The following is a 25764-nucleotide window of genomic DNA, read 5'->3' on the forward strand; positions in this document are numbered from 1 at the left end:
GGCATCGTCTGGATTCCCGAACCGGGGGCCTTCACCGTGTGAAAGGCCCGACAATGCGCTTCCTGCCCCTGATCTTCCTTGCCGCGCCTGCGCAGGCGCATACCGGTCACATTGCCGATCTGGGTGGGCATGACCACTGGACCCTGGGCGTGGGGCTGGGCGTGATCGTCGGGGCCGCAGTGCTGGGCTGGCTCAAGGGGGGGCGCAAGGGGGAGGAACCGGAGGAGGATATCGCCGACGAAGAAGAGGAGCAGACCGCATGACGACCGCGCGCCGGACGGGCGTGATGATCTGCGGCCACGGCAGCCGGTCCCAATCTGCGGTCGATGAATTCGCCACATTGGCTGAAAAGCTGCCTGCATTCCTCCCTGACGACTGGCTGGTCGATTACGGCTACCTTGAATTTGCGAACCCGGTGATCCGCGACGGTTTGGACCGTCTGAGGGAGGCAGGCTGCGACCGCATCCTCGCCGTGCCGGGCATGCTGTTCGCAGCGATGCATGCCAAGAACGACATTCCGACAGTGCTGAACACCTATGCTGCGAAACATGGCATCATGGTCCAGTACGGGCGCGAGCTGGGCGTCGACCCCAAGATGATCGCCGCCGCCGGCGCGCGGATCGAGGCGGCGATGGCGCAGGCCGATACCGATCACGGCCCGGTCGACCGCCACGATACGTGCCTGGTGGTCATCGGGCGCGGTGCCTCCGACCCCGACGCAAACGGCAACGTCGCCAAGATCGCGCGTATGCTACATGAAGGGCTGGGCTTCGGCTGGCTGGAGGTCGGCTTCTCCGGCGTGACCTTCCCGCTGGTTGAACCCTGCCTGACCCATGCGGCCAGGCTGGGCTACAAACGCATTGTCATATTCCCGTATTTCCTGTTTTCCGGCATCCTGATCGACCGGATCTATGGCTTCACCGATCGCGTGGCCCAGGCGCATCCGGGCACGCAGTTCGTCAAGGCGGGCTACCTGGGGGATCACCCCAAGGTCCTCGAAACCTTCGCCGAACGCGTGATCGAACAGACGGGCAGCAATCCGCCGCCCAACTGCGGGACCTGCGCCTATCGCGCACAGGTTCTTGCCTCCGGAGGCGGCAAACCCGTCACTATCCCCGCGTCCGCGCGTGCGTCCCACCCCGCGTTTTCGGACACCCCGCCGCCGACCTGCGTTCTGTGCAAGTACCGCACGGCCGTTTTGGGCTTCGAGGGCGAAGTGGGTGCCGTTCAGGAATCCCATCATCACCATGTCGAGGGGCAGGGGGCCTCCGCCCCCGGCTCCAATGTGGTGGACTGTACGCTTTGCGACACCTTCTGCACCGGTCTGTGCCGCTTGCAGGCGCAGGATCATCACCACCATTCCCATGGCCACGATCACCACCACGATCACGACCATCACCACCCGGTCTATCCCCACGCCAAACACCCCCATGGCCCGGAATCGGCGCGGAAAGCCCGGACATGAGGCCTTACGAAAAAGATCCGCAGGCGATCTATGCCGCGTCCTTCGCGACCGTCCGCAACGAAGCGCCGCTGACACGATTCCCGTCGGACATTGCGGAAGTCGTGATCCGCGTCATCCACGCCTGCGGCATGATCGAGATCGCAGACCGACTCGACTACTCCGAAGACGTCGCCACCTCGGGGATCGCGGCCCTCAAGGCGGGTGCCCCGGTCTATGCCGACTGCGAGATGGTCGCCTCGGGCATCACCCGCCGCTTGCTGCCGGGCACGGAGATCCGCTGCACCCTGAACGACCCGCGCACGCCCGACATGGCGCGCGATTTGGCCACCACCCGCTCCGCCGCTGCGGTCGACCTCTGGGATACCGACGGTGCGGTCATCGCCATCGGCAACGCACCGACAGCACTTTTCCGCCTGCTGGAGCGTCTGGACGAAGGTGCACCGAAACCCGCCGCGATCCTCGGCTTCCCGGTGGGCTTCGTCGGGGCCGCCGAGAGCAAGGCCGAACTCGGCCAGCGCCCGCGCGGCACCCCGTTCCTGACTCTGAGGGGCCGCAGGGGCGGCAGCGCAATGGCGTCGGCGGCCGTCAATGCCTTGGCCATCCTTGCGGGTGGGGGGGTGCAATGACGACTTCTCTGCTTCAAAATTACTCAAACTCCACGTCGGACGCAGATCACCCGTTCGTCACCCGTTCGTCACCCGTCGATATCTTCCATGCCTGACGCCCCTTGGCTCCACATCGTCGGCATCGGCGAAGACGGTCTTGTTGGCCTGTCCCCCGCCACTCGCGCCGTGGTCGAGGCGGCCGAGGTGATCATCGGCGGGGACCGGCATCACGTGTTGTCCGAGGCGATTACCGCCGAGCGACTGGCTTGGCCCAGTCCCTTCGATGCGCTGATCAACCAGTTGATTTCCCTGCGCGGTCAGCGTGTTGTGGTGCTGGCGACCGGCGATCCGCTTTGGTTCAGCGTGGGCGCGCGCATCGGCCGGGCCATCCCGCCGGGCCAGATCGTCTACCACCCGCAACTCTCGGCCTTTCAACTGGCCGCCGCCCGCATGGGTTGGTCCATGGCCGACATCGAGACGCTGACGGTTCATGGACGCCCCGTCGAACAGATGATCGCCTTCATCCAGCCCGATGCAAGGCTCCTGATCCTGACAACGGGCGCGCAAACCCCTGCCCAGATTGCGAAATTCCTGACTGAACGGGGCTTTGGAAAGTCCCGCCTGACCGTCCTCGCCAACATGGGCGGCTCCGCCGAGGCCCGTTTCGACGCGTCCGCGGAAGACTGGACGCACGAGGTTCCGGCCTTCAATACCCTTGCCGTCGATTGCATCGCTGCCCCCGATGCGGCGCTGCTGCCAAGGGTTCCTGGTCTTGATGACGCGCTGTTCCGGTCGGACGGCACGATGACCAAGCGCGAGGTCCGCGCGGTAACGCTCGCCAAGCTGATGCCCATGCGTGGGGCCTTGCTGTGGGACATCGGCACCGGATCAGGATCGGTCGCAATCGAATGGATCCGCGCTGCACGCTCGGCCCGGGCGATCGGCATCGAACCCCGCGCGGATCGCCGCGCCATGGCCGCCGAGAATGCGCTGGCATTGGGTGCCCCGCGCCTGGACCTGCGCGACGGCGAAGTGCCCGAAGCCCTTGAAGACCTGCCCGCGCCTGACGCCGTGTTCATCGGCGGCGGCCTATCCGAGACCGTGTTCGACCATGCCTACGCTTCCTTGAAGCCGCTCGGGCGGCTGGTGGCGAATGCGGTCACGTTGGAGTCGGAGGCGATCCTGATTGGGCTTCACCGGAAGCACGGGGGCGATCTTGCGCGCATCTCCGTCGATCGCGCGGAACCCGTGGGCCGCTACCACGGCTGGCGTCCCGCGATGACCGTGACGCAGTGGTCGCTGGTCAAAAGATGAGCGGCACGTTCTATGGCGTCGGCCTTGGGCCCGGCGACCCCGACCTGATCACCCGCCGCGCCGCGCGGCTAATCGAGAATGCGACGATTATAGCCTATCCGTCCCTTGCCGGGGGGGACAGTTTCGCGCGCTCGATCGCCGCGGACCTGATCCCGGCCACGGCCCGCGAAATCCGTATGGACGTGCCGATGACACGCCAGCGCGCACCGGCGCAGGCGGCCTATGACGTTGGGGCCGCACAGATCGCGGAGGCGCTGGTCCAAGGCCATGACGTCGTCTGTCTCTGCGAGGGCGATCCGTTCTTCTATGGCAGTTTTATGTATCTTTTCGCGCGGCTGAAGAGCCGATTCAGGGTCGAGGTCGTGCCCGGTGTCACTTCCGTCACCGCTTGCGCCGCCGTGGCTGCGATGCCGCTGACCGCGCGCAACGAAGTGATGACCGTGCTGCCCGGTCCTTTGCCAGACGTCGCTTTGCGCGACCATCTGCGCGCCGCCGACACGCTTGTGGTGATGAAGGTCGGGCGGCACCTTGCACGCCTGCGCACGCTCTTGGCGGACGAGGGGCTGACCGGTACCTACATCGAACGCGCGACCCTCGGCTCGGAGGTGGTTCTTCCGCTCTCCGAAGCCCCGGACGACGCACCGTATTTCTCAATGATCCTCGTGACGAAAGGAGCCGATCCATGGCTCTGACCCCAATCGTTCTGGCGCTGAACGCCGCTGGAGAGGCCACCGCGCGCAAAGTGGCGGCGGCCCTCGGCTGCCCGCTGCATGGCCGCGTGGGACGCACGCAGGCCGAGGTGACCTTTCCGAATGCCTTGGACCACGCACGGGACCTGTTCGCCGCCGGACACGCGGTGATCGGGGTCTGCGCCAGCGGTATCCTGATCCGGGCCGTGGCCCCGATCTTGTCCGACAAGACGACGGAGCCTCCGGTGATCTCGGTTTCCGACGATGGCGCTGTCGTCGTACCGCTGTTGGGGGGGCACCGGGGCGCAAACCGGTTGGCACGGCAAGTTGCGCTGACACTTGGCGGAACGGCTACGGTGACAACGGCGGGGGACGTGGCGCTGGGTGTTGCGCTGGACGAGCCGCCGGTGGGCTATCGCCTCGCCAACCCCGAGGATGCGAAGGGCGTGATGGCGGCGCTTCTGTCCGGTGGCGGCGCGCATCACACGGGCGAGGTATTGTTCGACCTGCCCCAAGGGGATGCGGTCGAGATTTCCGTTACCGAACATCCCGCGACGGGAGGGCCTGCAAAGTTAGTCTATCATCCGCAGCGCTTCACGCTGGGCGTCGGCTGCGCGCGGGACGCGGATGCGGGGGAGCTTTGGGAAAACGTCCAAGCCGTCCTGACCGATGCCGGTGCGGCACCGGGGGCGGTGGCGTCGGTGAACACGCTGGATCTGAAACTGGACGAGCCTGCTATGAACGCCTTGGCCGCGCGTCTCGGCGTGCCCCTGCGCGCCTTCACCGCCGAAGAGTTGGCCGGAATCGAAGTGCCCAACCCCTCGGACGTGGTGCTGTCCGAAGTGGGCACGCGGTCGGTGTCGGAGGCGTCTGCCCTGCGCGCATCGGGGGGCGCGATCGTCGTCCCCAAGCGCAAGACCGCGAACACCACAGCGGCATTGGCGCGCGCCGCCGATCCGATTACCGACCACAAGGGCCGTGCGCGCGGACGCCTGTCGATCGTGTCGATCGGACCGGGGCAGGCAACGTGGCGTACCCCGGAGGCCAGCCGGCTGGTGCAGGAGGCGGAAGAGCTGGTGGGTTACGGCCTTTATATCGATCTGCTGGGGCCGCTGGCGGCGGGCAAGCCGCGCTCTGACTATCCGCTGGGAGGAGAGGAGGCGCGCTGCCGTCATGCGCTGGAACGGGCGGGCGCGGGGCGCAATGTCGCGCTGATCTGTTCGGGCGACGCGGGTATCTATGCCATGGGCGCGTTGGTGTTCGAACTCATGGCACGCGACGCGGCGGACCCGTCAGCAGTCACCGATGCCGCACGGCGGGTGGAGGTGGTCTGCACGCCGGGTGTCAGCGCGCTTCAGGCTGCTGCGGCACGGGCGGGTGCCCCCTTGGGGCATGATTTCTGCGCGATTTCACTATCCGATCTGCTGACCCCGCGCGAAGACATCGTGAAGCGTCTGAACGCCGCGGCGCAGGGCGATTTCGTGATCGCCTTTTACAATCCCGTGTCCAAGCGCCGTCGCACTCTGCTTGCCGAGGCGCGCGATATCCTTCTGGCACATCGTCCGGACGACACGCCGGTCCTGTTGGCGACTTCGCTGGGGAGACCGGAAGAGAACGTCCGGTATCGTCGCTTGGCCGACCTGCAGGTCGATGAGGTGGATATGCTTACCGTGGTTCTGATCGGGTCGAGTCATTCGAAGCTGGTGAAGACGGGCGACGGCGCGCGGATGTTCACGCCGCGCGGCTATGCGCGCAAGATGACGGGCGGCGATCTTGCCCCGGGAGAGACGGCATGACGGTACATTTCATCGGGGCGGGGCCGGGCGACCCGGAGCTTCTGACCCTCAAGGCGCAACGTCTGATCCGGACCTGCCCGGTCTGCCTTTATGCTGGATCGCTGGTGCCCGAGGCGGTGGTGGCCCAAGCCCCCGAAGGCGCGCGGGTGCTGGATACGGCACCGATGACATTGGACGAAACCCATGCCGAGATCGTGGCCGCGCACGGGCGAGGCGAGGATGTGGCACGGGTGCATTCGGGTGATCCATCGCTTTATGGGGCGATTGCGGAGCAGATTCGGCGGCTCAGGGCCGATGGCATCCCCTATGAAATCACGCCTGGCGTTCCCGCCTATGCCGCGGCAGCAGCTGCCTTGGGACAGGAACTGACGGTGCCGGAAGTCGCGCAGTCGATCATCCTGACGCGGGTCAGTATGAAATCGACGTCGATGCCCGAACGGGAGACGTTGGAAAACTTCGGTCGCACCGGTGCGACGCTTGCGATCCATCTGGGCATCCGCAATCTGCGAGAGATCGAGCGCGTCCTGACGCCGCACTACGGGGCCGATTGCCCGGTGGTCGTCGCGTACCGCGTCGGATGGCCGGATCAGACGTTCCTGCGCGGCACCCTGTCGGACATCCATGCGAAGGTCCGTGCCGAGAAGATTACCCGGACCGCGCTTATCCTGGTCGGGCCCGTCCTTGGGGACATTGCTGATTTCAAGGAGTCGGCGCTCTACGACCCTGCAACGCCCCATGTTCTGCGGCCGCGGGTGCGGGCCTGAGGCCGCACTCATCCGAAGTGTCACGATTAGTTTCGAAAGGCTTCATTGACTCTTCATGTTTGCGTGTCACGCTTTTCAAAGCGTTCGCCTGCTGCAGGAGCAGCGCATCTCGAATTTGTGGAAGGCCGTTATGTCAGAGTCCGATCTCTACCATCTGCCCAAGGACGTTCGCGACGGGCTTGCCCTTGCCCGCGAACGGGATCGCAAGGCCACGGGTGGTCGACTGCGTGTCCAGATGGGCGACACCTGGTATCCGATCATCACCTTCGACGAGGCAGGGTTTGAAGTGCTGCTCAGTGCCTTTGACGGTGCGCCCAACCTTCGTGGTCTGGTTGATATTCACGAGGGTCCGCGGATGATTCGTACAGTGCTGATCGTCGCCGGAGAACCTTCGGGCGAGACGATGCGCTATGACTTCAAGCGTGCGACTGCACCGCGAACGCAGGCCCCGGTTGATTACGAGCGGAAGGTCGATGCGCCTGCGGGGTACCTGGGGCGGACCTGAGGGCTCAGGGAAGGGGCGCGGTCGAGTAATAGGCCGCGGCTTCGCCGGAAATGCGCGCCCACATCTGATCGCCCTTGGAGAAGTGCCACCATTCGGTCGGGTTGTTGGCGAAACCGGCCTCCACCATAAGCCAGTAGAGCAGACGTCGATTGGCGCGCGCTTCCCGATGCGAAAAGGCCAGGTCCGCCGGGTCCGTTTCCAATGCGTCGGTATTCGATGCCTCCGAAACATCGTCAAAAATCGTCCCCATGAACAGCTCCGGCCCGTCGATTTGACGGATCGTCAGGTCCACCGCCGAACCCGTCGCGTGAGGTGGCGGTGACAGCGGGTCGATGGCACCATCTGCCCCGCGTGCCCAGTATCGTTCGGTTTCGGATGCGATGCGGGCGGAGTCCCAATCGGGGCGCAGCGCGCGCAGGCGGTCGGGCATCCAATGGTCGTGGAAGTAGTTTTGTACCGCGATCGGCCGCCAGCCGTCGAACACCCAAAGCTCCAGACCATACTCGGCCAGCCTTTCGTTCACACCGATCAGTCGGTCGATCAGCGGCCGGCGCAACAGCAGGTCGGGCGTGCTGCCCTTGATCGGCTGGTGATAGGGGGCGGTTGGCGTGTGGTAGGCGTTGGCACCCTTGATCCCGTGATCGCGCACCTCTTCCATCGGGTCGTCGATGCGAGGATCGGACAGATCGATGGCGTGATCGCGGTATCCGGGGCGCAGGGCTGCGGCTTGTGCCACCTGCGGACCAAGGGGCCGATTGCGCAGTTCGGCCAGCGGGCCTTGGATCAGGGTCAACATGGAAGCAGGCTTGACCGCGCGCGCCGCACTTCGCAAGAGGGTGTGTGCCCAAGGAGGATACGATGCGGACAGTCTATGTGAACGGTGAATATCTGCCCGAGGATCAGGCCAAGGTGTCGGTCTTCGACCGCGGCTTCCTGTTTGCCGACGGCGTCTACGAGGTGACCAGCGTGCTGGACGGCAAGCTGATCGACTTCGCGGGCCACGCCAAGCGCCTTCAGCGATCCATGGACGAGCTGGATATGAAGGCCGCGATCGACATGGACGATCTGCTTGGCATTCACCGCGAACTGGTCGTGCGCAACGACCTGAGCGAGGGGCTCATCTATCTCCAAGTGACGCGCGGTGCCGCAGATCGGGACTTCCTGTACCCGGCGGAGGACACGCCGCCGACGATCGTCCTGTTCACTCAAGCCAAGCCTGGGCTGGCGGCAAACCCGATGGCCAAAACGGGCATGAAGATTGTTACGGTCCCCGACCGTCGCTGGGGCCGTCGGGACATCAAGACGGTCCAGCTGCTCTATCCCAGCATGGGCAAGATGGCGGCCAAGGCACAAGGTGCCGACGACGCCTGGATGGTCGAGGACGGGGCCGTCACCGAGGGCACCTCGAACAATGCCTACATCGTCAAGGACGGCGTGATCGTCACTCGTCACCTGGGCGAGGAAATCCTGCACGGGATTACCCGCAAGGCCGTGCTGGCCCTCGCGCGGGAGGCCCAGATGAAGGTCGAGGAACGGGCCTTTACCCTTGAGGAAGCATTGCAGGCGGACGAGGCTTTCATCACGTCGGCCAGCAGCTTCGTGATGCCGGTCGTGTCCATCGACGGAGAGACCGTCGGCACCGGCAAGCCGGGCAAGATCGTGGGCCGCTTGCGGGAAATTTATCTTGAAGAGATGCGCAAGGCGGCTGTCTGACCCCAAGGTCTGGCATCGCCCGGTCTGGTCCGCCCTAAACTGGCACAATCGTTGCGATCGGCTTTCCGCCGGGGTCGAAAGCCGTTCCTTCAGTCCCAGCCGAGGATTACCTTGATCTGTGCCAGGGTGTTCATGCGGTTGAACCCGCCGACCGACAGCGCCGAGCCTTGCAGGTGCATGTGCAGGGCCGCGATCTGACGGGTGGTGAGCGTGCTGGCATCGACGCCCGCGAACCCGAGCAGGTCCAGCCGCTGTTGAACCGAGGCGACCAACTGCGCGTTGGGTGCCGCCATTATCGGGGTCGCGAGGCCGAGTGCCACGATGAGGAGCAGCGCCCGCATGTCAGTTCTTGTCGATGATGCGCTGCAAGAAGCCCCCGCGTAAAACGGCCCGGATGCGCGCCTGCGTGTCGCCAACCGATCTGCCGTCGTGGAGTGCCGAATCGATCAGCGAAATCTGCTGGTTCGAAAGGCGCGTCGCATCGACGTCGAAGCCGTAGTGCCGCATCTCGCGGGCGACCCGCCCATGCTTGCCGGTCAGTTCAGGTCGGTCCCCAACAATACCGGGCGGTGGTGGGACAAAGACACCCTGCGCGTGGACCGGGGTGGCGAACGGTGCGGCGACCGTGATGGCGAAGGCGAGTGAAAGACGGATCATGTGAAAAGCTCCTTTGGTCGGCAGTCTAGCTACGCAGGGCGCGGGGCGCAAAATGATCCCTGCGTAATCGGCGTCGCGCGGGTCATGGCTTGCCGACGTTCTCGGCGAAACTGGTTCTGAATGCAGCCTGCTGGTCGGGCGACGCCTCGGTCTGGTGCTGCGCCTTCCATTCGGTGAAGGGCATGCCGTAGAAGATTTCGCGCGCTTCTTCCTTGGACATCTCGATACCGTGCTCAGCCGCAGCTTCGCCGTACCACCTCGACAGGCAGTTGCGGCAGAACCCGGCAAGGTTCATCAAATCGATATTCTGGGCGTCGGGACGATCTTCCAGCAGGTGCTTGCGCAGGCGGCGGAAGGCGGCGGCCTCTAATTCGGTGCGGGTGGCATTGTCCATGGAATCCTCTGGGCTGTCGATTTGCGGCAGATTGCTGTCGAATTGGACATGTGCTCCTTTTCATGCCCAATCAAGTCGTCGCGGGACTTGGTTCCGTGTCATCTGGCCACTAGGGTGCGCAAAATCGTCCGCACTGTTGCACATCTCCGAAGGGCGATGCAGAGGTGTGAGCGCTAACATCTCGATCCTAAGGAAAGCGCCGCCATGAGACGCCATCGCAACGTCAAGATCGTCGCCACCCTCGGGCCGGCCTCCAGCGACTACGATACGATTCGGGCGCTGTTCGAAGCGGGTGCCGACGTGTTCCGGCTCAACATGAGCCACGGAGACCACGATGATATCCGGTCCCGCCACAACATCATCCGCGACATCGAGCGCGACACCGGGCGTCCGATCTGCATTCTGGCCGATCTTCAGGGGCCCAAGTTGCGCTGCGGCACCTTCGAGGGCGACTCGGCCGAGATCGAGGAGGGGCAGAAGTTCCGCTTTGACCTCGATGACGCGAAGGGCGACGCGACTCGCGTGCAACTGCCTCACAAGGAAATCTTCGACGCGCTGGAACCGGGCGGCACACTTTTGGTGAACGACGGCAAGCTGCGTCTGAAGGTCGACAAGTGCGGCAAGGACTATGCCGATTGCACCGTGATTACAGGCGGCACCATTTCCAACCGAAAGGGTGTGAACGTGCCCGACGTCGTGCTGCCGTTGGCGGCGCTGTCGGAAAAGGACCGCAAGGACCTTGAGTTCGTCTGTGAGTTGGGCGTCGACTGGCTCGCTCTTTCTTTCGTTCAGCGCGCCGCCGACGTGCACGAGGCGCGGGACCTGGCCAGGGGGCGCGCGGCGATCCTTTCCAAGATCGAGAAGCCCGCCGCTGTTGATGCCTTCGACAGCATCCTTGAGGTGTCGGATGGAATCATGGTGGCCCGAGGTGATCTGGGCGTCGAATGCCCCGTTCAGGCCGTGCCGCCGATCCAGAAGCGTTTGATTCGCAATTGCCGGGCCGCCGCCAAGCCTGTGATCGTCGCAACACAGATGCTGGAATCGATGATCGACAGCCCGATGCCGACCCGCGCCGAAGTTTCGGACGTGGCGACTGCGATCTACGAGGGGACCGATGCGATCATGCTCTCGGCCGAATCCGCCGCGGGCAGCTACCCGATCGAAGCGGTCCAGACGATGAACAACGTCGCGATCGAGGTCGAATCCGACGGCACCTACCGCGAGATCATTGAGGCCAGCCGCTCGGCCAAGTTGTCGTCGACTGCCGACGCCATTGTCGCCGCCGCGCGCGAGATTGCAGATACAACGGACATCAAGGCGATCTGCTGCTTCTCGCACTCGGGTTCCACCGCGCTGAAGGTATCGCGCGAACGGCCTCGCGTGCCGATCATCGCGTTGACACCCATAACAGAGACGGCGCGGCGCATGGTCCTGTCCTGGGGTACACATTGCGTTGAGACCCAGACTGTCGAGCGCTTCAAGTTCGCCGTCGTCTCGGCTGTACGCGCCGCCAAGGCGTCCGGCTTCGTGGATCTGGACGATCAGGTCGTCGTCATGGCGGGCATCCCGTTCAACATGCCCGGCTCGACCAACATCCTGCGCATCGCGCCCTGCGACGAGCGTCTGATCTTCGGTGGTGAGGGTGACTGAACTTGGAGGAGGTCGGCGGCGTCCTCGATTAGATCGGGGAATGGTGGGCGTCGTTGCCCGCCGTCCCCGACCTCGATCTGCCGGTGCCGTCCGATCCGGACCTACTTCTTGCGATTGCGACGGTTGTTGCCGCGCTCGGACTGATGGGCCTGATGACGGGCTGGGTCGAAAAGCAACTGTCCCATGTCTCCTTGCTCGCCGCGCTGATTGGCGCGGCGCTGTTCTTCTGGGTATGGGAGACTGACCGGGAGAGTTTCGGCTGGATAGCCCTCCCCGAGGCCTTCATCGAACTAGTCGCGCGCGTATTGCGCTAAGCGGACGTGGGGGCGCTCAGGCCGCTTCAGGCGCGAAGTTCAGGCTGATGCCGTTGATGCAGTAGAGCATCTTGCGATCAACCAACAAATGGTGGCCCAAATGGGATGCGCAGCGACGGCAATGCACCTCAATCGCCAGCAAGCTATCGAGCAGTTCTTGTTCCTCTGCGGAGAATGCCTGTTCCTCGGGCAAATCCGGACCCATCATCGGAGATGCGTCGCCGCTGCGCGCTGCGAACTGGTCGTAGACTGCCCGGTCGATTGACGTCAGAACCGAATCCGTTTCGGCCAGCCTGAAGAACAGCCATCCCTTGTCCAGCACGACCTTGTGGCGCGCATCGAAAGTTGGAAGGTCGCACCCTTTGCAGCGATAGATTCCGGCCTCGGAGCTGTCCCATTTGGGATCGGAGCGCGGCGCTTCCGTCGCGCCGTCGCGCAGGACGAGGTACTCATCATCGGTCAACATCGCGCGCCATTCCGCTTCGGTCCGCGTGACCTCAAAGGTGAAGGCGTCTACGCCGTTGGTTGCGGCGAAAGCTTGGGGGGCGACAGCGGTCGCGCCAAGCACACCGGGCAGGGTCGTGAGGATCGCTCGTCTGGTTACCTTGGACATATCAAACATCCTTCTATCCGTGGAGGCAGACCGATCCTAGCGGCTGAACCCCTCGCGAGATATGAACGAGTGCGTGATGCCGCCCGCGCAGGCGGCTGGCCAAGGTGCTCATGGGTGGTTGCAAAGCCAATCCATCCCCGATATGTGCCGCGCTCGAATACCCGCACGTCCGGCGATTGGGATGCCGAGTCGTGCGTTGAAGAAGGAGACCGAAATGCCCAAGATGAAGACAAAATCGAGCGCCAAGAAGCGCTTCAAGATCACGGCAGGTGGCAAGGTCATCGCCGGTCAGGCGGGCAAGCGCCATGGCATGATCAAACGCAGCACCAAATTCATCCGTACCGCGCGCGGCACGACCACTTTGTCCGCACCGGACGCCAAGATCATCAAGGGCTTCATGCCCTACGATCGATAAGGAGGACACACCATGAGCCGCGTAACCTCCGGTAAGGTCACCCACGCCCGCCACAAGAAGGTTCTGACTGCTGCGAAGGGCTATTATGGCCGTCGCTCCACAACCTTCAAAACCGCCACTCAGGCCGTCGACAAGGCGAACCAGTACGCCACGCGCGACCGTAAGAACCGCAAGCGCAGCTTCCGCGCTCTCTGGATTCAGCGGATCAATGCCGCCGTGCGTGCCCACGACGCCGAGATGACGTATTCGCGTTTCGTCAACGCGCTATCGAACGCAGGCATCGAAGTTGACCGCAAGGTTCTGGCCGATCTGGCCGTTCACGAACCCGAGGCCTTTGCCGCGATCGTAGATCAGGCTAAGGCCGCCGCGTAAGCGACCGCTTGGCGATCTGAAGAAGGGCCGTCCTCTGGGGCGGCCCTTTCTCGTTTCATTCAGCGACCGCAACCACTTCGGGACATCGAAACTGATGGACGAACGAGACGGTGTCGCCGCCGGGCACGGTGTCGATCAGTAGAGCTGCTGAACCGAAACCCGCATTGCATCCACGAGTGAGGCCATGGCGCAGACCAGTGCTCTTGCGCCGCCAAGAATCCATGCGATGTCGAGCCTGATTGCAGGAAGTGTCTTGGCGTGCCTGCGGGTGGTGGATGTGTTCCCGGCTTGCGTTTCTGGGCAGGCGGAGGGCTGAACTGCGCTCAGTCCATCGGCCCGTAGGCGGTCATGGTCTGAACCGAGCTGGAATCGCGCAACGCGACAAGCTCCTGATATTCGGGAGATGCATTCCACCTCTTGAGCGTTTCGAGGTCAGGAAAACTGACCACGACGACCATCTCGCCATGCGATGGGCCGCCGGCCAGTGTGGCGCTGTGCTTGCCGCGATACATCATTTCGGCCCCGAAGGGGCGCGCCACCTCCTGTGTTCTTCGCATGTAGTCCTGAAACTTCAGCGGATCGGTTACGGTAATGGTGGAAATCATCAGCGCGGTCATATCAAGCGGCCTTCTTTGAACTTTTCGTTTTCGGGTTTGCGGCGTGCGTCTGGGTCCACGCCACATCGTCTTGGGTGAAGCGCGGCGCGGCGATTTGAACGAAGTCGCGGTTGGCCTCGATCAGGGCCAGGTTTGGTGGTCGTGTCAGCAGCATCTTTGCAAAGCCGCCAAGTGCTCCCAAAGTGCGCGCGGCACTGCGCCCAAGATCGCTGCGGGCGGCAATTGTGCGGCGCACGATGCTCGTGAAATCCTCGGGTGCCTGTCCGCCGATTTCGGCCACCACATCGGTCGGCGCATTCACCGCAAAAGCACCGCGCCGATACTCGTCGGCGTAAATAGCCAGTTGCGATACCGCAGCTTCGGAGTAGTTCGACGGCGGCATGGCCTTAAGCGCCTTTAGCATCATCTTTTCAGATATTTCGCGGTAACTGACTCGTCTTCCCAATGCTCGCCCCATTGCCGCGGCAATGTCATTTGGTGACAAAAGTGCCGGACCCGTGGGGCGATAGGAGTTGCCCGCGTGTGTTTCGGGGTCGATCAGTGCCGCGACCGCGACCCGGGCAATGTCCTCGTTGGACGGGGGGGCGTTTTTCTTGATCTCGCCGTTGCCAAGGGGCATCGCCAGAAGGCCGAGATGCGCGGCCATATCAAGGACCATCAGGTAATTGTCGGCGAACCAGCCGGGGATGACTGTCGTGACGGACATTTCGGCGCGCATTCCGATCAGGACGTCGCTGATGTAGACTTCGCGTGTGAAGAGCGAGGGGTGATCGACACTGGAAAGCCATTGCCCCAGCGTGACGACGTGTTCCAACTTCGCATCGTATGCGGCCGCCGTGAAAGCCGCGTTGAAGTGCAATCCATTTGGCGCGGTCGGGGCACATTGATAGGCCCGCTGCACGCCTTTCATCGCCGCGCGCAGATCGGAAAGAGAATACTGGTTGCCCACGAAGATGTCGGCTCCCGCACTCTTCAACAAGTCTGCGCGGTGATCCTGGCGGCGCACGAAGGCACGCACGCGGGCACCTTTTTCAAGTAATTGAAGCGTCACCCGCATGCCGGTTTTACCGCCTGCGCTGGTGACGAGAATTTTGGGGAGTGTTGACATGGAAAGACCTCTGGCTCATCGCTCCATTGGATATTTAAAGTGGATACTTTATATTATAAAGTAAAAATATTGTGAGGTTCTGATGGCGAAGCCGCGTAGTTATGGACTGCTGTGCCCGATTGCGCGCGGGCTGGATCGCATCGGGGATCGGTGGACATTGCTGATCCTGAGGGATTTGCTTGCCGGGCCAGCCCGTTTCACGGACCTGCAAAAGGGACTGACCGGGATTGCCGCGAACCTGCTCACCGATCGTCTGGCCAAGCTGTTGGCCGACGGGCTGGTGGCCAAGGTTGAGGGCGCGCATGGCGCGATGCTCTACGAACTGACGGACCGCGGGGCGGCCACGCGCGACATCATCTTCGAATTGGCGATCTTCGGTGCCGGCTTCGACCCGGAAGGGGATATAGTAGCCCCCGGTAATCTACGGACGGTGGCCGTGACCCTGGGAACGGCCTGCCAGCGCGTTGTCACAGCAGCATATGATTTCGAGGCTGCGATCGTCATCAATGGAGAGCAGATGACCCTGAAGGCTAGAAATGGTCGGGCGGAGATGCTTTATCGCGCTTCGACAGCACCGGATGTCAGCCTCGAAACGTCCTACGATGCGCTGCTCAAGGTCTCCGAGGGGGAGTTGGACCTGACCGCGTTTGTTACGGACCGTTGCCTGGTGAACGTCCGGACGCCGGGCAAGGATACGGAAATGTTCGCATTGCTGACCTCGGCCATAGGTGAGTTCAGCGGTTGAGGCGCACCCTCCGGCGCGGCTCTTTCGCGACCGATGGAGGATGACGCCAGGGGCCTTTTTGCGCTGGCCTTCCGGGCACCTCCAAGGTCTGCCTGTATCCTCCGGGAGATGAACCAATCGCGTCGCGGACTGCCTTGGTGCGGGTCGGTTGAAATTCACCCCGTTCGCCGCATCTTGCCCGTAAGACGTTACCTTTAAGGATCAAAATGCGCCATATCGCTCTTCTGCCGCTTGTCCTGTCCGCCTGCGTCAGCGCCGGATCCCCGCCCTCCGACACGTCGATTCTCGCCATAGGCGACAGCGTCATGGCTTGGAATGGCGCTCAGGGTATCCCCGAAGCGGTTCAGGCGCAGCTTGGTCGCCCCGTCTTGGATGAGGCGCAATCGGCGGCGCATTTGACCCATCCGAATGGCGTGGCGGGCGCGCTGGGTTTCGACATTACCGAGCAATTCGCCGGGGACGGATGGGATTGGGTGATCCTTACCGGCGGCGGCAATGACCTGCGCGGAAACTGTCGCACGGCGGCGGAAGCAGACATCCTGAACGGGCTGATTTCGCCCGGCTTGGGGGGTGATATCCCCGATCTGATCGACCGTATCAGGTCGACGGGTGCAAAGGTTGCCTTTGTCGGTTATTACGATGGGGCCGATGCCGCCTCTACCGGGTTCACGCCCTGCCAAGGAGCATTCGACACGATCAACGCCCGCATGACGCAATTGGCCGCGCGGGATGCCGGTCTGTTGTTCTTCGACTCGGGAACCGTAATCGATACGGCGGACCGGAGCCTGTATTTCCGCGACCTGATTCACCCCAGCCCGCGGGGCAGCGCCGTCATCGGCGAAAATCTGGCACGTGCGATGCAGGAATTCGAACGTGCCTCTTGACCCTCCAGTGACTGGAGGCCCTATCTCCCCATCACGACACCGTTCTGCGGCTTGTGCGCGTGCGGTGAAGGTGTCGCAGACATTGTAAAAACACGCGGCAGCGCAACCGCTGCCGGAAAGGACGACCGATGACCAAAACAGCCACGCTGCACCGCATGGTGATGGAAAAGCACACTTGCCCCCACGGCCTGAAGGCCAAGGCCCTTTTGGAGCGCAAGGGATACAAGGTCGAAGACCGTCAGCTGGTGGACCGAGCGCAAATCGATGCACGCAAGGCCGAGATGGGGGTGGATAAGTTCCCTCAGGCGTTCATCGAAGGCGAGCGGATCGGCGGCTTTGACGACCTGAAGCGCCATTTCGGCCAGACGGTTCGCGATCCGAATGCGACCACATATCGCCCGGTCCTGATGATCTTTGCCGTATCCTTCCTGATCGCGATGGCGATCAGCTGGCGCGTGGACGGTGTGCTGTTGCAGGGGCAGGTGGTTCCGTGGTTCGTGGCGACCGCAATGTGTTTCCTCGGCGCGCAGAAACTGCAGGATGTCGACAAGTTCGCGACCATGTTCCTCAACTACGATCTGCTGGCGAAACGCTGGATTCGCTATGGCTACATCTACCCCTTTGTCGAGACGGGCGCGGGCGTGCTCATGATCGCGGGGCTCCTGCATTGGCTGGCCGTGCCTGCGATGCTGTTCATCGGAACTGTCGGCGCGGTATCGGTGTTCAAGGCCGTCTACATTGACAGGCGGGAACTGAAATGCGCTTGCGTCGGCGGCGGATCAAACGTGCCGCTCGGGTTCGTGTCCCTGACTGAAAACCTGGCGATGATGGCGCTGGGGCTGTGGGGGGTGACGCAGCTGGTCTGACGGTTGCGCGCGGGGCCTGCCCGGGCTACCTAGCCACCGTTCTGATAGGGGCACGACATGGACGACCTTCGCGACAAGTACCTGGGCCAGATCACCGCCGCCGGTGATGAAGCCGCGCTGGAAGCCGTGCGCCTGGCCGCGGTCGGCAAGAAGGGCGAGGTCGCGCTGAAGATGCGCGAGTTGGGCAAGATGACACCCGAGGAGCGGCAGCAGGCTGGCCCCGCGCTCAACGCCCTGAAGGAGGAGATCAACTCCGCGATCGCTGCCCGCAAGGCAGGGCTTGAGGATGCCGCGCTGGACGAGCGGTTGCGCAATGAGTGGCTGGACGTCACCCTGCCGACCCGTGCACGTCGCCAAGGGACGATTCACCCCGTCAGCCAGGTTACCGAAGAAGTCACAGCGATCTTCGCCGATTTGGGTTTTACCGTGGCCGAAGGTCCGCAGATCGAGACGGATTGGTATAATTTCGATGCCCTGAACATTCCCGGTCACCACCCCGCGCGGGCCGAGATGGACACGTTCTACATGGCCCGTGGCGAAGGCGATGATCGCCCGCCGCACGTGTTGCGCACGCACACCAGCCCGGTTCAGATACGCTCGATGGAAAAATCCGGTGCGCCAACGCGCATCATCTGTCCCGGTCGCGTCTACCGTGCCGACTACGACCAGACGCATACGCCGATGTTCCACCAGGTCGAGGGGCTGGCCATCGACACCGACATCTCCATGGCGAACCTGAAGTGGGTTTTGGAAGAATTCTGTCGCGCCTTTTTCGAGATAGACGAGATCGAACTGCGATTCCGCGCAAGCCACTTCCCCTTCACCGAGCCGTCGGCCGAAGTGGACATCCGGTGCAGCTGGGAAGGCGGTACCTTGAAGCTGGGAGAGGGCGACGACTGGATGGAGATTTTGGGCTCCGGTATGGTGCACCCCAAGGTCTTGGCCGCGGGCGGGATTGACCCAGAGGTGTACCAGGGATTCGCCTTCGGCATCGGAATCGACCGACTTGCGATGCTGAAATACGGCATCCCCGACTTGCGGGCCTTCTTCGACAGCGACCTGCGCTGGTTGCGGCACTATGGGTTTTCGGCGCTGCATGCCCCTGCGCGTCACGTGGGTTAACCGTCTGGAAAGCATGGACTGATACATCCTCTGGCAATGAGTCGAGAGGATATCGCCGGTGAATACAACTTTGCGTGCCAGGCCCGCGATCGCAGGCAAGACTTCCACTGATGGGAAACTGCCCGAAATACTTCGCATTATTGGCCGGTGCCGTGGGTTCGCGCTCAATGCGGGGATGTTGGCCGTGCTCGTGACGACAGCCAGCGATGAAACGGAGCGCGCCGCTTTGGTCGAAGAGTTCCTCGGCACCCGCGCCAAATATGTCGCCGCTATGACCGAGATCAATCAGCTCGGGGCATTCCTAAAAGACATCAAGGAGATCGCTCGACAAAGACGGATTCTGTTTGGCTTCGGGAGAACGTTGGCCGAGTTACCCGACGACCGCGTGGATCTTACGCGAGCGGAGGCGGCAAAGCTGGCCTGTCGTGCGCGGCACGAAGTATTTCCGGATATTGTCGCGATCATTGAGCATTTGGGAGAACTGGAAAACGTGGAAACGGAAGCGCATCTTGCCCGCGCCGCTGAGAAGGCAGCTTTGGTAGACGGCATGTTAACCGAAATGGGGCGGATTGGGCGAATGATCGGCCTGATCTCCATCAATGCCTCGGTCGAGGCGGCTCGCGCTGGCGGCGAGTCAGGGCGATCATTCCAGGTTATCGCAGAAGAGGTCCGTAGCCTGGCCCGACAATCGTCAGAGGTTTTGCAACGGATGAAGAACCGCATGGCAGAAGACGAAGCAGCCGATCGCCTGCGACGGAGCCGAACCTTCACCTAGGGCTGCACACCCTCCGTGACAGCCCGCAGCCGCGTCAAGAGGCGTGGACTGGCATAGCCATCGGGTTTCAGTGCCAGCGACGCCTGCCAGCGCTGGATCGCGTCCAGGGTGTCTGGCCCGATCTTCGCGTCAATCTTCAGCGGGTCGAAGCCGGCCTCGCGCAAGCGCAATTGCAGGTCGATCCGCTCATCAAATGTCAGCGCCCGATCCTGACGGGGCCAACCTGATAAGATCGGTGGTCCGCCCGCAAGCCGATCGGCCAGGTGCCCGACGGCGATCACGTATGCATCCGCCGTGTTATAGGTCTCGATTACGCGAAAGTTTGAAAAGGTGAGAAATGCTGCTCCTTCATGGCCGGCTGGCACACGGATGGACGCCGGGCCAGCATCGGGCAGCGGCATTCCGCTGGCACTTCGCACCTCAAGCGCCGCCCACTCTGCCGGCATTTTCTCGACCTGTTCCCCGGTCAGCAGGTAGTCGAAGTCTCCGGGAAGACGCACTTCAACGCCCCAGGGTTGACCGGCCACCCAGCCGTTCGCCTTCAGATAAGCCGCCGTAGAGGCCAGCGCGTCGCTCGGGTCGTCGCCCCAGAGATTGCGCTGCCCGTCACCGGTAAAGTCGACGGCATGATCGCGGAAAGATGTTGGCATGAATTGCGTGTGACCCGAGGCCCCGGCCCAACTGCCGCGCAACGCGGCGCGCGTGGTATGACCATCATGCAGAATGCGAAGGGCCTCGATCAATTGATCTTCGAAAAAGTCTGCGCGGCTTGACCCGATAGCGAGCGTGGTCAGGGCGGACAGCGTGGAGATGCGCCCTCGAAATGCGCCGTAGCTGCTCTCCAGACCCCAGATTGCTGCGACCACATGGCGGTCGACCCCGAACTGAGTTTCGATCTGGTCCAAGGCGTCGGCATGGCGCGCGACCGCTGCGCGGCCGTTCGCCACGCGCAAGTCGCTGACAGCGGTGTCCAGATAGTCCCAGATCGTCTTGGTGAATTCCGACTGGCTTGCATCGCGGCGGATAACGTCGTGCAGGTATTCGACCTCTGCCATTGCCGGATCAAAGGTCTCCGCGTCGATTCCCGCGGCCAGAGCCCGAGTCCGGAAATCGCGCACCCAGATGGTCACATCGGCTCCCTGCGCCACCCACGGGCGAACCGTCGGTCGGGGGCTGAGCTGCTGCGCGGCGGCAGGCAGTGTCAGCAGGATCGCAAGCAAGAGGAAAACGCGCATGACCCGACTCTAGGGCGTGGTTTCGCGTGATGCTAGCGTCGACGAGGGGCCTTCTTGTATTTGCGCTTCTTCGCCCCTTTGCCCCGCGGTGGACCGCCGCGCGCGGGCTGCACCTTGCGAGGCTCTCCTTCGATCGAGAGCAACTCCAGGATCAGGCCACCGGTAACCGGCATGGCTTCGGCCAGCCGCACCGTCACCCGTTGGCCCAACCCGATTTCGGTGCCTGTCGACGTGCCGGTCAGCACCTGTTCATCACGGTCGTAACGAAAATATTCGCTGCCCAGACTGCGCACCGGGATCAGGCCGTCGGCCCCGGTTTCGTTCAGTCGCACGAAGACCCCGAAGGCCTGTACGCCCGAGATGCGGCCCGCGAATTCCGCGCCCACCTTGTCTGACAGGAAAGCCGCGAGGTAGCGGTCGTTCGTGTCGCGTTCTGCCACCATCGATCGACGCTCAGCCTCGGAAATCAGCTTGGCGGTGGTTTCGAGCTGTTCGATGTCGGCAGGTGCCAGTCCGTCCCGTTTCGGGTCAGGATCCCAGCCATGCGCCGTGATCAGGGCCCGGTGCACGATCAGGTCGGCATATCGCCGAATGGGCGATGTGAAATGCGCATAGGAGCGCAGCGCCAATCCGAAATGCCCCAGGTTGCCAGGCGCGTAATAGGCCTGCGTCATTGCGCGCAGTGTGGACATTGAAATCAGCTCCGACAGCTCGGTGTCGGCCGCCGCCTGCAGCAGGCGGTTCAAGTTCTCGGTGCGCAGGGTCTGCCCCTTGGGCAGGCTGAACCCGCTGGCCTTGGCGGTTTGGCGCAAACTGTCGATCTTGTCCTCGCCCGGCTCCTCGTGGATGCGGAACAGAAGGGGGGTGCGCAGGCGTTCCAACTCCTCGGCGGCGGCAACATTGGCGAGGATCATGAACTCCTCGATCAGGCGGTGGGCATCCATCCGTTCGCGGAACGCGACGGAGGTGACTTTGCCGTCGTCCGAGAGAATGATCTTGCGTTCGGGCAAGTCGAGGGCGAGCGGTTGCCGCCTGTCGCGTGCGATCTTCAGGGTATCGTAGGCAGCGTAGAGGGGCTTTAGCACGCCCTCAAGAAGCGGAGCTGTCCGATCATTCGGCGCGCCGTCGATCGCCGCCTGCACCTCTTCGTAGCAGAGGGCCGCGGGTGATTTCATCAACCCGCGCACGAATTTCTGCGCGGTTTTGTGGCCGTCCGCATTGACGGTCATGCGCACGGCGATGCAGGCGCGTTCAACCCCTTCGTGCAGCGAGCACAGGTCGCCGGAAAGGGCGTCGGGCAGCATCGGGACGACACGGTCCGGGAAATAGGTGGAGTTGCCCCGTTCCCGCGCTTCCCGGTCCAGTGCGGAGCCGGGCGTCACATAGGCCGCCACGTCGGCGATGGCGACCCAGATGACATGCCCGCCGGGGTTGGCCGGATCGGTGTCGGCCTGTGCGAAGCAGGCGTCGTCATGGTCGCGCGCGTCCGACGGATCGATGGTGATCAGGGGCAGGTCGCGCAGGTCGGTGCGACCGTCGAGCATCGGCGGCTCCGCGTTCTCGGCCTCCTCGATGGCGTCCAATGGAAACTCGTCACGGATGCCGTGCTGGTGGATTGCGATCAGGCTGACGGCCTTGGCGGCACCGGGGTCACCCAGCCGCGTGATGATCCGGGCCTTGGGCAGGCCCACGCGCCCCTTGGGGCCGGTTTGCTCGGCTTCAACCAACTCGCCGTCGCGCGCGCCGCCCGTGGCTCCGGCGGGAACGATCCATTCGTCCATCACGCCCTTGTCGACCGGCACGATCCGCCCACCCTCGGAGGTGGCGCGGAACACGCCGAGGACCTTGCGCGGTCCGGTCGATAAACGGCGGATCAACCGGCCTTCGTGGCTGTAATCCTCGCCCTTTACTTCGATCAGGCGCATCAGCACGCGGTCGCCCTTGGCCAGCGCGGGGTCATCCTTGGCAGGAACGTGCAGGATTCGCGGCTCGGGCGCGTCGCCCTGCCAGTCGTGCGGGGCAAGGAACAGATCGCCATCGGCGTCCGGCCCCGTGACCTTGAGTACCGCGACTGGTGGCAGGCGGTTCGGGTCGTCGTAGCTCTTCTTTCGTTTGCTCAGATGTCCCTCTGCCTCCAACTCGCGCAGAAGGCGCTTCAGGTCGATACGCGCAGCCCCCTTGACCCCGAACGCCTTGGCGATGTCACGCTTGGAGGTCAGGGCGGGATTGTCGGCGATCCATTGCAGGATCTGCGGTTTGGTGGGGATCTGGCTCATTCCGGGGCAGCTAGCACGGCACCGGGGGCTTATCCACGTCGTATCACCGGCGCAAGGCGGGGTTTCGCGGCGTCTTCCTCGAAGTCGAACGTATCAAGCCGTTCGGCTCGCTTGCCCGCGCGTTCTGCGGCAGTCGCGATGCCCTCTACATCGCGCCGGGCCTGATCGAAGTGGGTCTCCAGCTTGGCCGCGCGTTCGACGATCAGTTCCACGTCCCGCCCCAAGGCGGCCAGGGCGCGCCGGATGTCGCCCGCCTGTTCGCGCATCCGGTGGTCCTTGAGGATCGCGCGAAGCGTGTTCAATGTCGCCATCATCGTCGTGGGCGAAACGATCCAGACGCGCGCGGCAAAGCCTTCGCGCACGACCTCGGGGTGGTGCGCGTGCAGTTCGGCATAAATCGCTTCCGAGGGCAGGAACAGGCAGGCACCGTCCGCCGTTTCGCCGGGTAGGATGTACTTGTCGGAAATGGCCCGGATGTGGGTGCGGATGCTGGCGCGGAAGGTGGTGACGCGTGCCTTGTCGGCCGGGTCGGCCAGCATAGACTCCCACGCTTCCAGTGGGAACTTGGCGTCGATCACCAGCGGACCGGGCGGGTCGGGCATATGCACAAGGCAATCGGCCCGGCGTCCATTGGAAAGCTGGGCCTGCCAGGTAAAGCTGCCTGGCGGGAGGGCCTTGGCGACCAAGTCGTGTAGCTGGATTTCCCCGAAGGCACCGCGCGTCTGCTTGTTGGACAAGATGTCCTGAAGGCCCAGGACGTCGCCCGACAGCGTTTCGATCTTTTTCTGCGCCGCGTCGATCACGGCAAGGCGTTGCTGCAACTCACCCAGTGTCTGTGCGGTTCGTGTCGCGCTGTCCCCCAAGGCTGCGCCGACCTGGGTTTCGGACCGCCGCTGCGCATCGGTCAGGGCTGAAAGGCCACCTGTCAGGTGTACCTGTGTATGGGTCAGATCACGCAATCGGCCCAACATCATCACGACCAGAAAAATCAGGATCAGAACGATCAACCCACCGACGATCGCAACCAGAACAAGCGGGTCCGACAGGTTGAGCGTCATGAACGTCCGAACAGGCGTTCGATGTCCGAAAGCTGCAACTCGACATACGTGGGGCGGCCGTGGTTGCACTGCCCCGAGTGGGGCGTCGCCTCCATCTCGCGCAGCAGGGCATTCATCTCGGGCGCGGTCATCCTCCGGCCCGTGCGCACGGAGCCGTGGCAGGCCATGCGCGAAAGGATCGCATCAAGCCGTGACTGAAGCGAGAGCGGGTCGGCGTCGTCATCGTCTTCCAACTCCTCGATCAGGTCCTGTACCAGCGCCTTGGCCGAGCAGTTTCCAAGGATCGCCGGTGTCTCGCGGACGGCCACGGTGCCGGGACCGAACCCTTCTAGCACCAGCCCGAGCTTTGACAGGTCAAGGTCCAACAGACGCTCGGCCATGGATCCGACTTCCATCACTTCCGGGATCAGCAACGCCTGCGCCCGGATGCCGTGGTCGCGCATCTGTGCCTTCAGCTTCTCATAGACCAACCGTTCATGCGCTGCATGTGCGTCGACGATGATCATTCCGGTTTCAGTCTGTGCCAAGATCCAGTTCTCGTGCATCTGTGCGCGAGCCGCCCCCAGGGGCATCGACTCGGCCGGCGTTTCAGAGGCTCGCTCTTGCACAGGGTGTTCCATCCGGGCGGAGCGTTCGGCGAAGCCTGGCATTTCAGGCCTCTGCGCGGCATAGGAGGCCGCGCGCGCGCCAAGGCTGGGCCGGTCCATCTGGTAGACGGGGGAGGCGGGCCGCTCTGGCGTCATCGCGCCAAGCGTCGCTTTGGCAACGGTGGTCGACGCCCGGTGCCCGGCCCCGGCCAAGGCATGGCGCAAACCCGAGACGATCAGGCCACGGACGATGCCGGCGTCGCGGAACCGCACTTCGGTCTTGGCGGGGTGCACGTTGCAATCGACCATCGTCGGATCGCACGTCACGAAAAGTACGGCGACGGGATGCCGATCCTTCGACAGCACATCCATGTAGGCCCCGCGCAACGCACCCGTCAGCATCTTGTCACGGACGGGCCGGCCGTTGACGAAAAGATACTGGTGCACCGCATTACCGCGCGAATAGGTCGGCAGGCCGGCATGCCCTGTCAGGCGGACCCCGTCGCGTTCGGCATCGATAGCCAGCGCATTCGCAGCGAAATCGCGCCCCAGAACGGTCGCCAGACGATCGGCTAGCGTGGCGGCGGCGTCGGCGCGGAACACAACGCGGTCACCCCCATCAGAGGTGTCACGCAGGATAAAGCTGACGCCGGGTTCTGCCATGGCCAACCGCTTGATCGTGTCAGTGACGGCCATCGTCTCGGACCGCTCGGTTTTAAGAAACTTGAGTCGCGCCGGGGTGGCGTGGAACAGGTCACGCAATTCGACGACCGTGCCTGCCCGCAGGGCGGCGGGTTTCGGCGGGTCGATCCGCCCGCCTGATACATGGATCATCGCCGCGCCGTCGCTGCCGGTCGCGCGCGACGTGATCGTCAGGCGCCCAACAGCCCCCAACGACGGCAAGGCCTCACCACGAAACCCGAACGAATGGACGTTGAGCAGGTCGCTGCCGTCAATCTTGCTGGTGGCGTGGCGAGACAGGGCAAGCGGCAGGTCGGCGGCAGCGATTCCGTGTCCGTCGTCGGTGACACGGATCAAAGTGCGCCCGCCGTCGGAAATATCGACTTGGACGCGCGTTGACTGCGCGTCCAGCGCGTTCTCGACCAGCTCTTTCACGGCAGATGCTGGGCGTTCGACCACTTCGCCAGCGGCGATGCGGTTTACGGCCCCTTCGTCTAGCTGACGAATTCGAGGAAGGATCATCTTGTGTTCATGCGCGCCCATG

At 63.5% G+C, this 25764-nt stretch carries 29 protein-coding genes; 18 read left to right on the forward strand and 11 right to left on the reverse strand.

All coding sequences use genetic code 11. From position 1 onward, the window contains the following. Positions 1–53: 53 nt before the first annotated feature. The 8 genes from BLV27_RS05075 (at position 54) to BLV27_RS05110 (ending at position 7138) form a co-directional block, all read left to right on the forward strand. Complete coding sequence (locus tag BLV27_RS05075) at positions 54–263, forward strand: DUF6732 family protein (RefSeq protein ID WP_092643398.1); 210 nt, start codon at positions 54–56, stop codon at positions 261–263. Beyond that, positions 260–1465 (forward strand): sirohydrochlorin chelatase, encoded by a 1206-nt coding sequence (locus BLV27_RS05080; RefSeq protein WP_092643402.1) that lies wholly within the window; start codon positions 260–262, stop codon positions 1463–1465. The genes BLV27_RS05075 and BLV27_RS05080 overlap by 4 nt, the downstream gene beginning before the upstream one ends. Next, positions 1462–2091: a precorrin-8X methylmutase gene (locus tag BLV27_RS05085; RefSeq protein WP_092643405.1), complete on the forward strand. Its 630-nt coding sequence runs from the start codon at positions 1462–1464 to the stop codon at positions 2089–2091. Before BLV27_RS05080 ends, BLV27_RS05085 begins: the two co-directional genes overlap by 4 nt. An 87-nt stretch (positions 2092–2178) precedes the next feature. After that, a complete protein-coding gene (cbiE, locus tag BLV27_RS05090; RefSeq protein WP_092643408.1) occupies positions 2179–3384 on the forward strand; it encodes a precorrin-6y C5,15-methyltransferase (decarboxylating) subunit CbiE in 1206 nt (401 codons plus the stop codon). Next, positions 3381–4076: a precorrin-2 C(20)-methyltransferase gene (gene cobI / locus BLV27_RS05095; RefSeq protein WP_092643411.1), complete on the forward strand. Its 696-nt coding sequence runs from the start codon at positions 3381–3383 to the stop codon at positions 4074–4076. The genes cbiE and cobI overlap by 4 nt, the downstream gene beginning before the upstream one ends. Continuing rightward, on the forward strand, positions 4067–5869 hold the full coding sequence (cobJ, locus tag BLV27_RS05100; RefSeq protein ID WP_092643414.1) for a precorrin-3B C(17)-methyltransferase: 1803 nt from the start codon (positions 4067–4069) through the stop codon (positions 5867–5869). Before cobI ends, cobJ begins: the two co-directional genes overlap by 10 nt. Next, positions 5866–6633 (forward strand): precorrin-4 C(11)-methyltransferase, encoded by a 768-nt coding sequence (cobM, locus tag BLV27_RS05105; RefSeq protein ID WP_092643416.1) that lies wholly within the window; start codon positions 5866–5868, stop codon positions 6631–6633. Before cobJ ends, cobM begins: the two co-directional genes overlap by 4 nt. A 130-nt stretch (positions 6634–6763) precedes the next feature. Further along, on the forward strand, positions 6764–7138 hold the full coding sequence (locus tag BLV27_RS05110) for a hypothetical protein (RefSeq protein WP_139176554.1): 375 nt from the start codon (positions 6764–6766) through the stop codon (positions 7136–7138). Positions 7139–7142: 4 nt separating this feature from the next. Here BLV27_RS05110 and BLV27_RS05115 read toward each other — a convergent pair whose 3' ends face one another. Continuing rightward, positions 7143–7934, reverse strand: coding sequence for a M15 family metallopeptidase (locus tag BLV27_RS05115; RefSeq protein WP_092643422.1), 792 nt, complete (start codon positions 7932–7934; stop codon positions 7143–7145). Positions 7935–7996: 62 nt separating this feature from the next. Here BLV27_RS05115 and BLV27_RS05120 point away from each other — a divergent pair, with 62 nt between their 5' ends. Then, positions 7997–8851: a D-amino-acid transaminase gene (locus BLV27_RS05120; protein ID WP_092643425.1), complete on the forward strand. Its 855-nt coding sequence runs from the start codon at positions 7997–7999 to the stop codon at positions 8849–8851. 89 nt (positions 8852–8940) lie between these two features. On the opposite strand, the gene BLV27_RS05125 is transcribed toward BLV27_RS05120, so the two are convergent. From BLV27_RS05125 to BLV27_RS05135, 3 genes are all read right to left on the reverse strand, one after another. Continuing rightward, the gene (locus tag BLV27_RS05125) at positions 8941–9192 is read right to left on the reverse strand and encodes a hypothetical protein (RefSeq protein ID WP_092643428.1); all 252 of its coding nucleotides are present in this window, start codon (positions 9190–9192) and stop codon (positions 8941–8943) included. Between the two features lies 1 nt (position 9193). Continuing rightward, positions 9194–9508, reverse strand: coding sequence for a hypothetical protein (locus tag BLV27_RS05130; protein ID WP_092643432.1), 315 nt, complete (start codon positions 9506–9508; stop codon positions 9194–9196). An 82-nt stretch (positions 9509–9590) separates the two neighbouring features. Beyond that, positions 9591–9902, reverse strand: coding sequence for a DUF1244 domain-containing protein (locus tag BLV27_RS05135; RefSeq protein ID WP_092643436.1), 312 nt, complete (start codon positions 9900–9902; stop codon positions 9591–9593). A 204-nt stretch (positions 9903–10106) separates the two neighbouring features. Here BLV27_RS05135 and pyk point away from each other — a divergent pair, with 204 nt between their 5' ends. Both pyk and BLV27_RS05145 read left to right on the forward strand, forming a co-directional pair. Continuing rightward, on the forward strand, positions 10107–11552 hold the full coding sequence (gene pyk, locus BLV27_RS05140; protein WP_092643439.1) for a pyruvate kinase: 1446 nt from the start codon (positions 10107–10109) through the stop codon (positions 11550–11552). Positions 11553–11605: 53 nt separating this feature from the next. Continuing rightward, positions 11606–11866, forward strand: coding sequence for a hypothetical protein (locus BLV27_RS05145; protein WP_092643441.1), 261 nt, complete (start codon positions 11606–11608; stop codon positions 11864–11866). 16 nt (positions 11867–11882) lie between these two features. On the opposite strand, the gene BLV27_RS05150 is transcribed toward BLV27_RS05145, so the two are convergent. Continuing rightward, complete coding sequence (locus BLV27_RS05150) at positions 11883–12479, reverse strand: peptide-methionine (R)-S-oxide reductase (RefSeq protein WP_092643849.1); 597 nt, start codon at positions 12477–12479, stop codon at positions 11883–11885. Positions 12480–12693: 214 nt separating this feature from the next. Between BLV27_RS05150 and rpmI the strand changes: the two genes are divergently transcribed. Together rpmI and rplT are read left to right on the forward strand one after the other, a co-directional pair. Further along, entirely contained in the window at positions 12694–12894 is a 201-nt protein-coding gene (gene rpmI / locus BLV27_RS05155) for a 50S ribosomal protein L35 (protein ID WP_092643444.1), read from the forward strand. A 12-nt stretch (positions 12895–12906) separates the two neighbouring features. Next, positions 12907–13266 carry a 50S ribosomal protein L20 gene (gene rplT, locus BLV27_RS05160; RefSeq protein ID WP_092643447.1) on the forward strand — a complete coding sequence of 120 codons (360 nt, stop codon included), beginning with the start codon at positions 12907–12909 and terminating at the stop codon, positions 13264–13266. Positions 13267–13589: 323 nt separating this feature from the next. Here the strand turns inward: rplT and BLV27_RS05165 are convergent, their stop codons facing one another. Then, positions 13590–13871: a DUF1330 domain-containing protein gene (locus BLV27_RS05165; RefSeq protein WP_170831355.1), complete on the reverse strand. Its 282-nt coding sequence runs from the start codon at positions 13869–13871 to the stop codon at positions 13590–13592. Between the two features lie 13 nt (positions 13872–13884). Next, positions 13885–14991 (reverse strand): NmrA family NAD(P)-binding protein, encoded by a 1107-nt coding sequence (locus tag BLV27_RS05170; protein ID WP_092643454.1) that lies wholly within the window; start codon positions 14989–14991, stop codon positions 13885–13887. Positions 14992–15073: 82 nt separating this feature from the next. On the opposite strand from BLV27_RS05170, the gene BLV27_RS05175 reads away from it, so the two are divergent. The 5 genes from BLV27_RS05175 (at position 15074) to BLV27_RS20005 (ending at position 19383) form a co-directional block, all read left to right on the forward strand. Beyond that, positions 15074–15736: a winged helix-turn-helix transcriptional regulator gene (locus BLV27_RS05175; RefSeq protein ID WP_092643457.1), complete on the forward strand. Its 663-nt coding sequence runs from the start codon at positions 15074–15076 to the stop codon at positions 15734–15736. Positions 15737–15942: 206 nt separating this feature from the next. Further along, positions 15943–16620 carry an SGNH/GDSL hydrolase family protein gene (locus tag BLV27_RS05180; RefSeq protein WP_092643460.1) on the forward strand — a complete coding sequence of 226 codons (678 nt, stop codon included), beginning with the start codon at positions 15943–15945 and terminating at the stop codon, positions 16618–16620. A 128-nt stretch (positions 16621–16748) separates the two neighbouring features. Beyond that, complete coding sequence (locus BLV27_RS05185; RefSeq protein WP_092643463.1) at positions 16749–17486, forward strand: MauE/DoxX family redox-associated membrane protein; 738 nt, start codon at positions 16749–16751, stop codon at positions 17484–17486. Positions 17487–17543: 57 nt separating this feature from the next. Next, positions 17544–18608 carry a phenylalanine--tRNA ligase subunit alpha gene (gene pheS, locus BLV27_RS05190; RefSeq protein WP_092643466.1) on the forward strand — a complete coding sequence of 355 codons (1065 nt, stop codon included), beginning with the start codon at positions 17544–17546 and terminating at the stop codon, positions 18606–18608. A gap of 175 nt (positions 18609–18783) precedes the next feature. Then, complete coding sequence (locus tag BLV27_RS20005; protein ID WP_092643850.1) at positions 18784–19383, forward strand: methyl-accepting chemotaxis protein; 600 nt, start codon at positions 18784–18786, stop codon at positions 19381–19383. On the opposite strand, the gene BLV27_RS05200 is transcribed toward BLV27_RS20005, so the two are convergent. Genes BLV27_RS05200 through mutL form a run of 4 tightly spaced genes read right to left on the reverse strand, consistent with a single transcriptional unit; the run spans position 19380 to position 25742 of the window. After that, positions 19380–20618: a lytic murein transglycosylase gene (locus BLV27_RS05200; RefSeq protein ID WP_092643470.1), complete on the reverse strand. Its 1239-nt coding sequence runs from the start codon at positions 20616–20618 to the stop codon at positions 19380–19382. The genes BLV27_RS20005 and BLV27_RS05200 overlap by 4 nt on opposite strands. Positions 20619–20650: 32 nt before the next feature. Next, the gene (rnr, locus tag BLV27_RS05205; RefSeq protein ID WP_092643473.1) at positions 20651–22894 is read right to left on the reverse strand and encodes a ribonuclease R; all 2244 of its coding nucleotides are present in this window, start codon (positions 22892–22894) and stop codon (positions 20651–20653) included. A gap of 29 nt (positions 22895–22923) precedes the next feature. After that, a complete protein-coding gene (locus tag BLV27_RS05210; RefSeq protein ID WP_092643476.1) occupies positions 22924–23952 on the reverse strand; it encodes a DNA recombination protein RmuC in 1029 nt (342 codons plus the stop codon). After that, complete coding sequence (mutL, locus tag BLV27_RS05215) at positions 23949–25742, reverse strand: DNA mismatch repair endonuclease MutL (RefSeq protein WP_244504547.1); 1794 nt, start codon at positions 25740–25742, stop codon at positions 23949–23951. Before mutL ends, BLV27_RS05210 begins: the two co-directional genes overlap by 4 nt. Positions 25743–25764 lie beyond the last annotated feature (22 nt).

The organism is Jannaschia faecimaris (assembly GCF_900107415.1).
GTDB classification, from domain to species: domain Bacteria; phylum Pseudomonadota; class Alphaproteobacteria; order Rhodobacterales; family Rhodobacteraceae; genus Jannaschia; species Jannaschia faecimaris.

Coding starts and splice junctions, on each gene's coding strand:
- BLV27_RS05075 (WP_092643398.1), top strand. CDS start 54: ATGCGCTTCCTGCCCCTGATCTTCCTTGCCGCGCCTGCGCAGGCGCAT.
- BLV27_RS05080 (WP_092643402.1), top strand. CDS start 260: ATGACGACCGCGCGCCGGACGGGCGTGATGATCTGCGGCCACGGCAGC.
- BLV27_RS05085 (WP_092643405.1), top strand. CDS start 1,462: ATGAGGCCTTACGAAAAAGATCCGCAGGCGATCTATGCCGCGTCCTTC.
- cbiE (WP_092643408.1), top strand. CDS start 2,179: ATGCCTGACGCCCCTTGGCTCCACATCGTCGGCATCGGCGAAGACGGT.
- cobI (WP_092643411.1), top strand. CDS start 3,381: ATGAGCGGCACGTTCTATGGCGTCGGCCTTGGGCCCGGCGACCCCGAC.
- cobJ (WP_092643414.1), top strand. CDS start 4,067: ATGGCTCTGACCCCAATCGTTCTGGCGCTGAACGCCGCTGGAGAGGCC.
- cobM (WP_092643416.1), top strand. CDS start 5,866: ATGACGGTACATTTCATCGGGGCGGGGCCGGGCGACCCGGAGCTTCTG.
- BLV27_RS05110 (WP_139176554.1), top strand. CDS start 6,764: ATGTCAGAGTCCGATCTCTACCATCTGCCCAAGGACGTTCGCGACGGG.
- BLV27_RS05115 (WP_092643422.1), bottom strand. CDS start 7,934: ATGTTGACCCTGATCCAAGGCCCGCTGGCCGAACTGCGCAATCGGCCC.
- BLV27_RS05120 (WP_092643425.1), top strand. CDS start 7,997: ATGCGGACAGTCTATGTGAACGGTGAATATCTGCCCGAGGATCAGGCC.
- BLV27_RS05125 (WP_092643428.1), bottom strand. CDS start 9,192: ATGCGGGCGCTGCTCCTCATCGTGGCACTCGGCCTCGCGACCCCGATA.
- BLV27_RS05130 (WP_092643432.1), bottom strand. CDS start 9,508: ATGATCCGTCTTTCACTCGCCTTCGCCATCACGGTCGCCGCACCGTTC.
- BLV27_RS05135 (WP_092643436.1), bottom strand. CDS start 9,902: ATGGACAATGCCACCCGCACCGAATTAGAGGCCGCCGCCTTCCGCCGC.
- pyk (WP_092643439.1), top strand. CDS start 10,107: ATGAGACGCCATCGCAACGTCAAGATCGTCGCCACCCTCGGGCCGGCC.
- BLV27_RS05150 (WP_092643849.1), bottom strand. CDS start 12,479: ATGTCCAAGGTAACCAGACGAGCGATCCTCACGACCCTGCCCGGTGTG.
- rpmI (WP_092643444.1), top strand. CDS start 12,694: ATGCCCAAGATGAAGACAAAATCGAGCGCCAAGAAGCGCTTCAAGATC.
- rplT (WP_092643447.1), top strand. CDS start 12,907: ATGAGCCGCGTAACCTCCGGTAAGGTCACCCACGCCCGCCACAAGAAG.
- BLV27_RS05165 (WP_170831355.1), bottom strand. CDS start 13,871: ATGATTTCCACCATTACCGTAACCGATCCGCTGAAGTTTCAGGACTAC.
- BLV27_RS05170 (WP_092643454.1), bottom strand. CDS start 14,991: ATGTCAACACTCCCCAAAATTCTCGTCACCAGCGCAGGCGGTAAAACC.
- BLV27_RS05175 (WP_092643457.1), top strand. CDS start 15,074: ATGGCGAAGCCGCGTAGTTATGGACTGCTGTGCCCGATTGCGCGCGGG.
- BLV27_RS05180 (WP_092643460.1), top strand. CDS start 15,943: ATGCGCCATATCGCTCTTCTGCCGCTTGTCCTGTCCGCCTGCGTCAGC.
- BLV27_RS05185 (WP_092643463.1), top strand. CDS start 16,749: ATGACCAAAACAGCCACGCTGCACCGCATGGTGATGGAAAAGCACACT.
- pheS (WP_092643466.1), top strand. CDS start 17,544: ATGGACGACCTTCGCGACAAGTACCTGGGCCAGATCACCGCCGCCGGT.
- BLV27_RS20005 (WP_092643850.1), top strand. CDS start 18,784: ATGTTGGCCGTGCTCGTGACGACAGCCAGCGATGAAACGGAGCGCGCC.
- BLV27_RS05200 (WP_092643470.1), bottom strand. CDS start 20,618: ATGCGCGTTTTCCTCTTGCTTGCGATCCTGCTGACACTGCCTGCCGCC.
- rnr (WP_092643473.1), bottom strand. CDS start 22,894: ATGAGCCAGATCCCCACCAAACCGCAGATCCTGCAATGGATCGCCGAC.
- BLV27_RS05210 (WP_092643476.1), bottom strand. CDS start 23,952: ATGACGCTCAACCTGTCGGACCCGCTTGTTCTGGTTGCGATCGTCGGT.
- mutL (WP_244504547.1), bottom strand. CDS start 25,742: ATGATCCTTCCTCGAATTCGTCAGCTAGACGAAGGGGCCGTAAACCGC.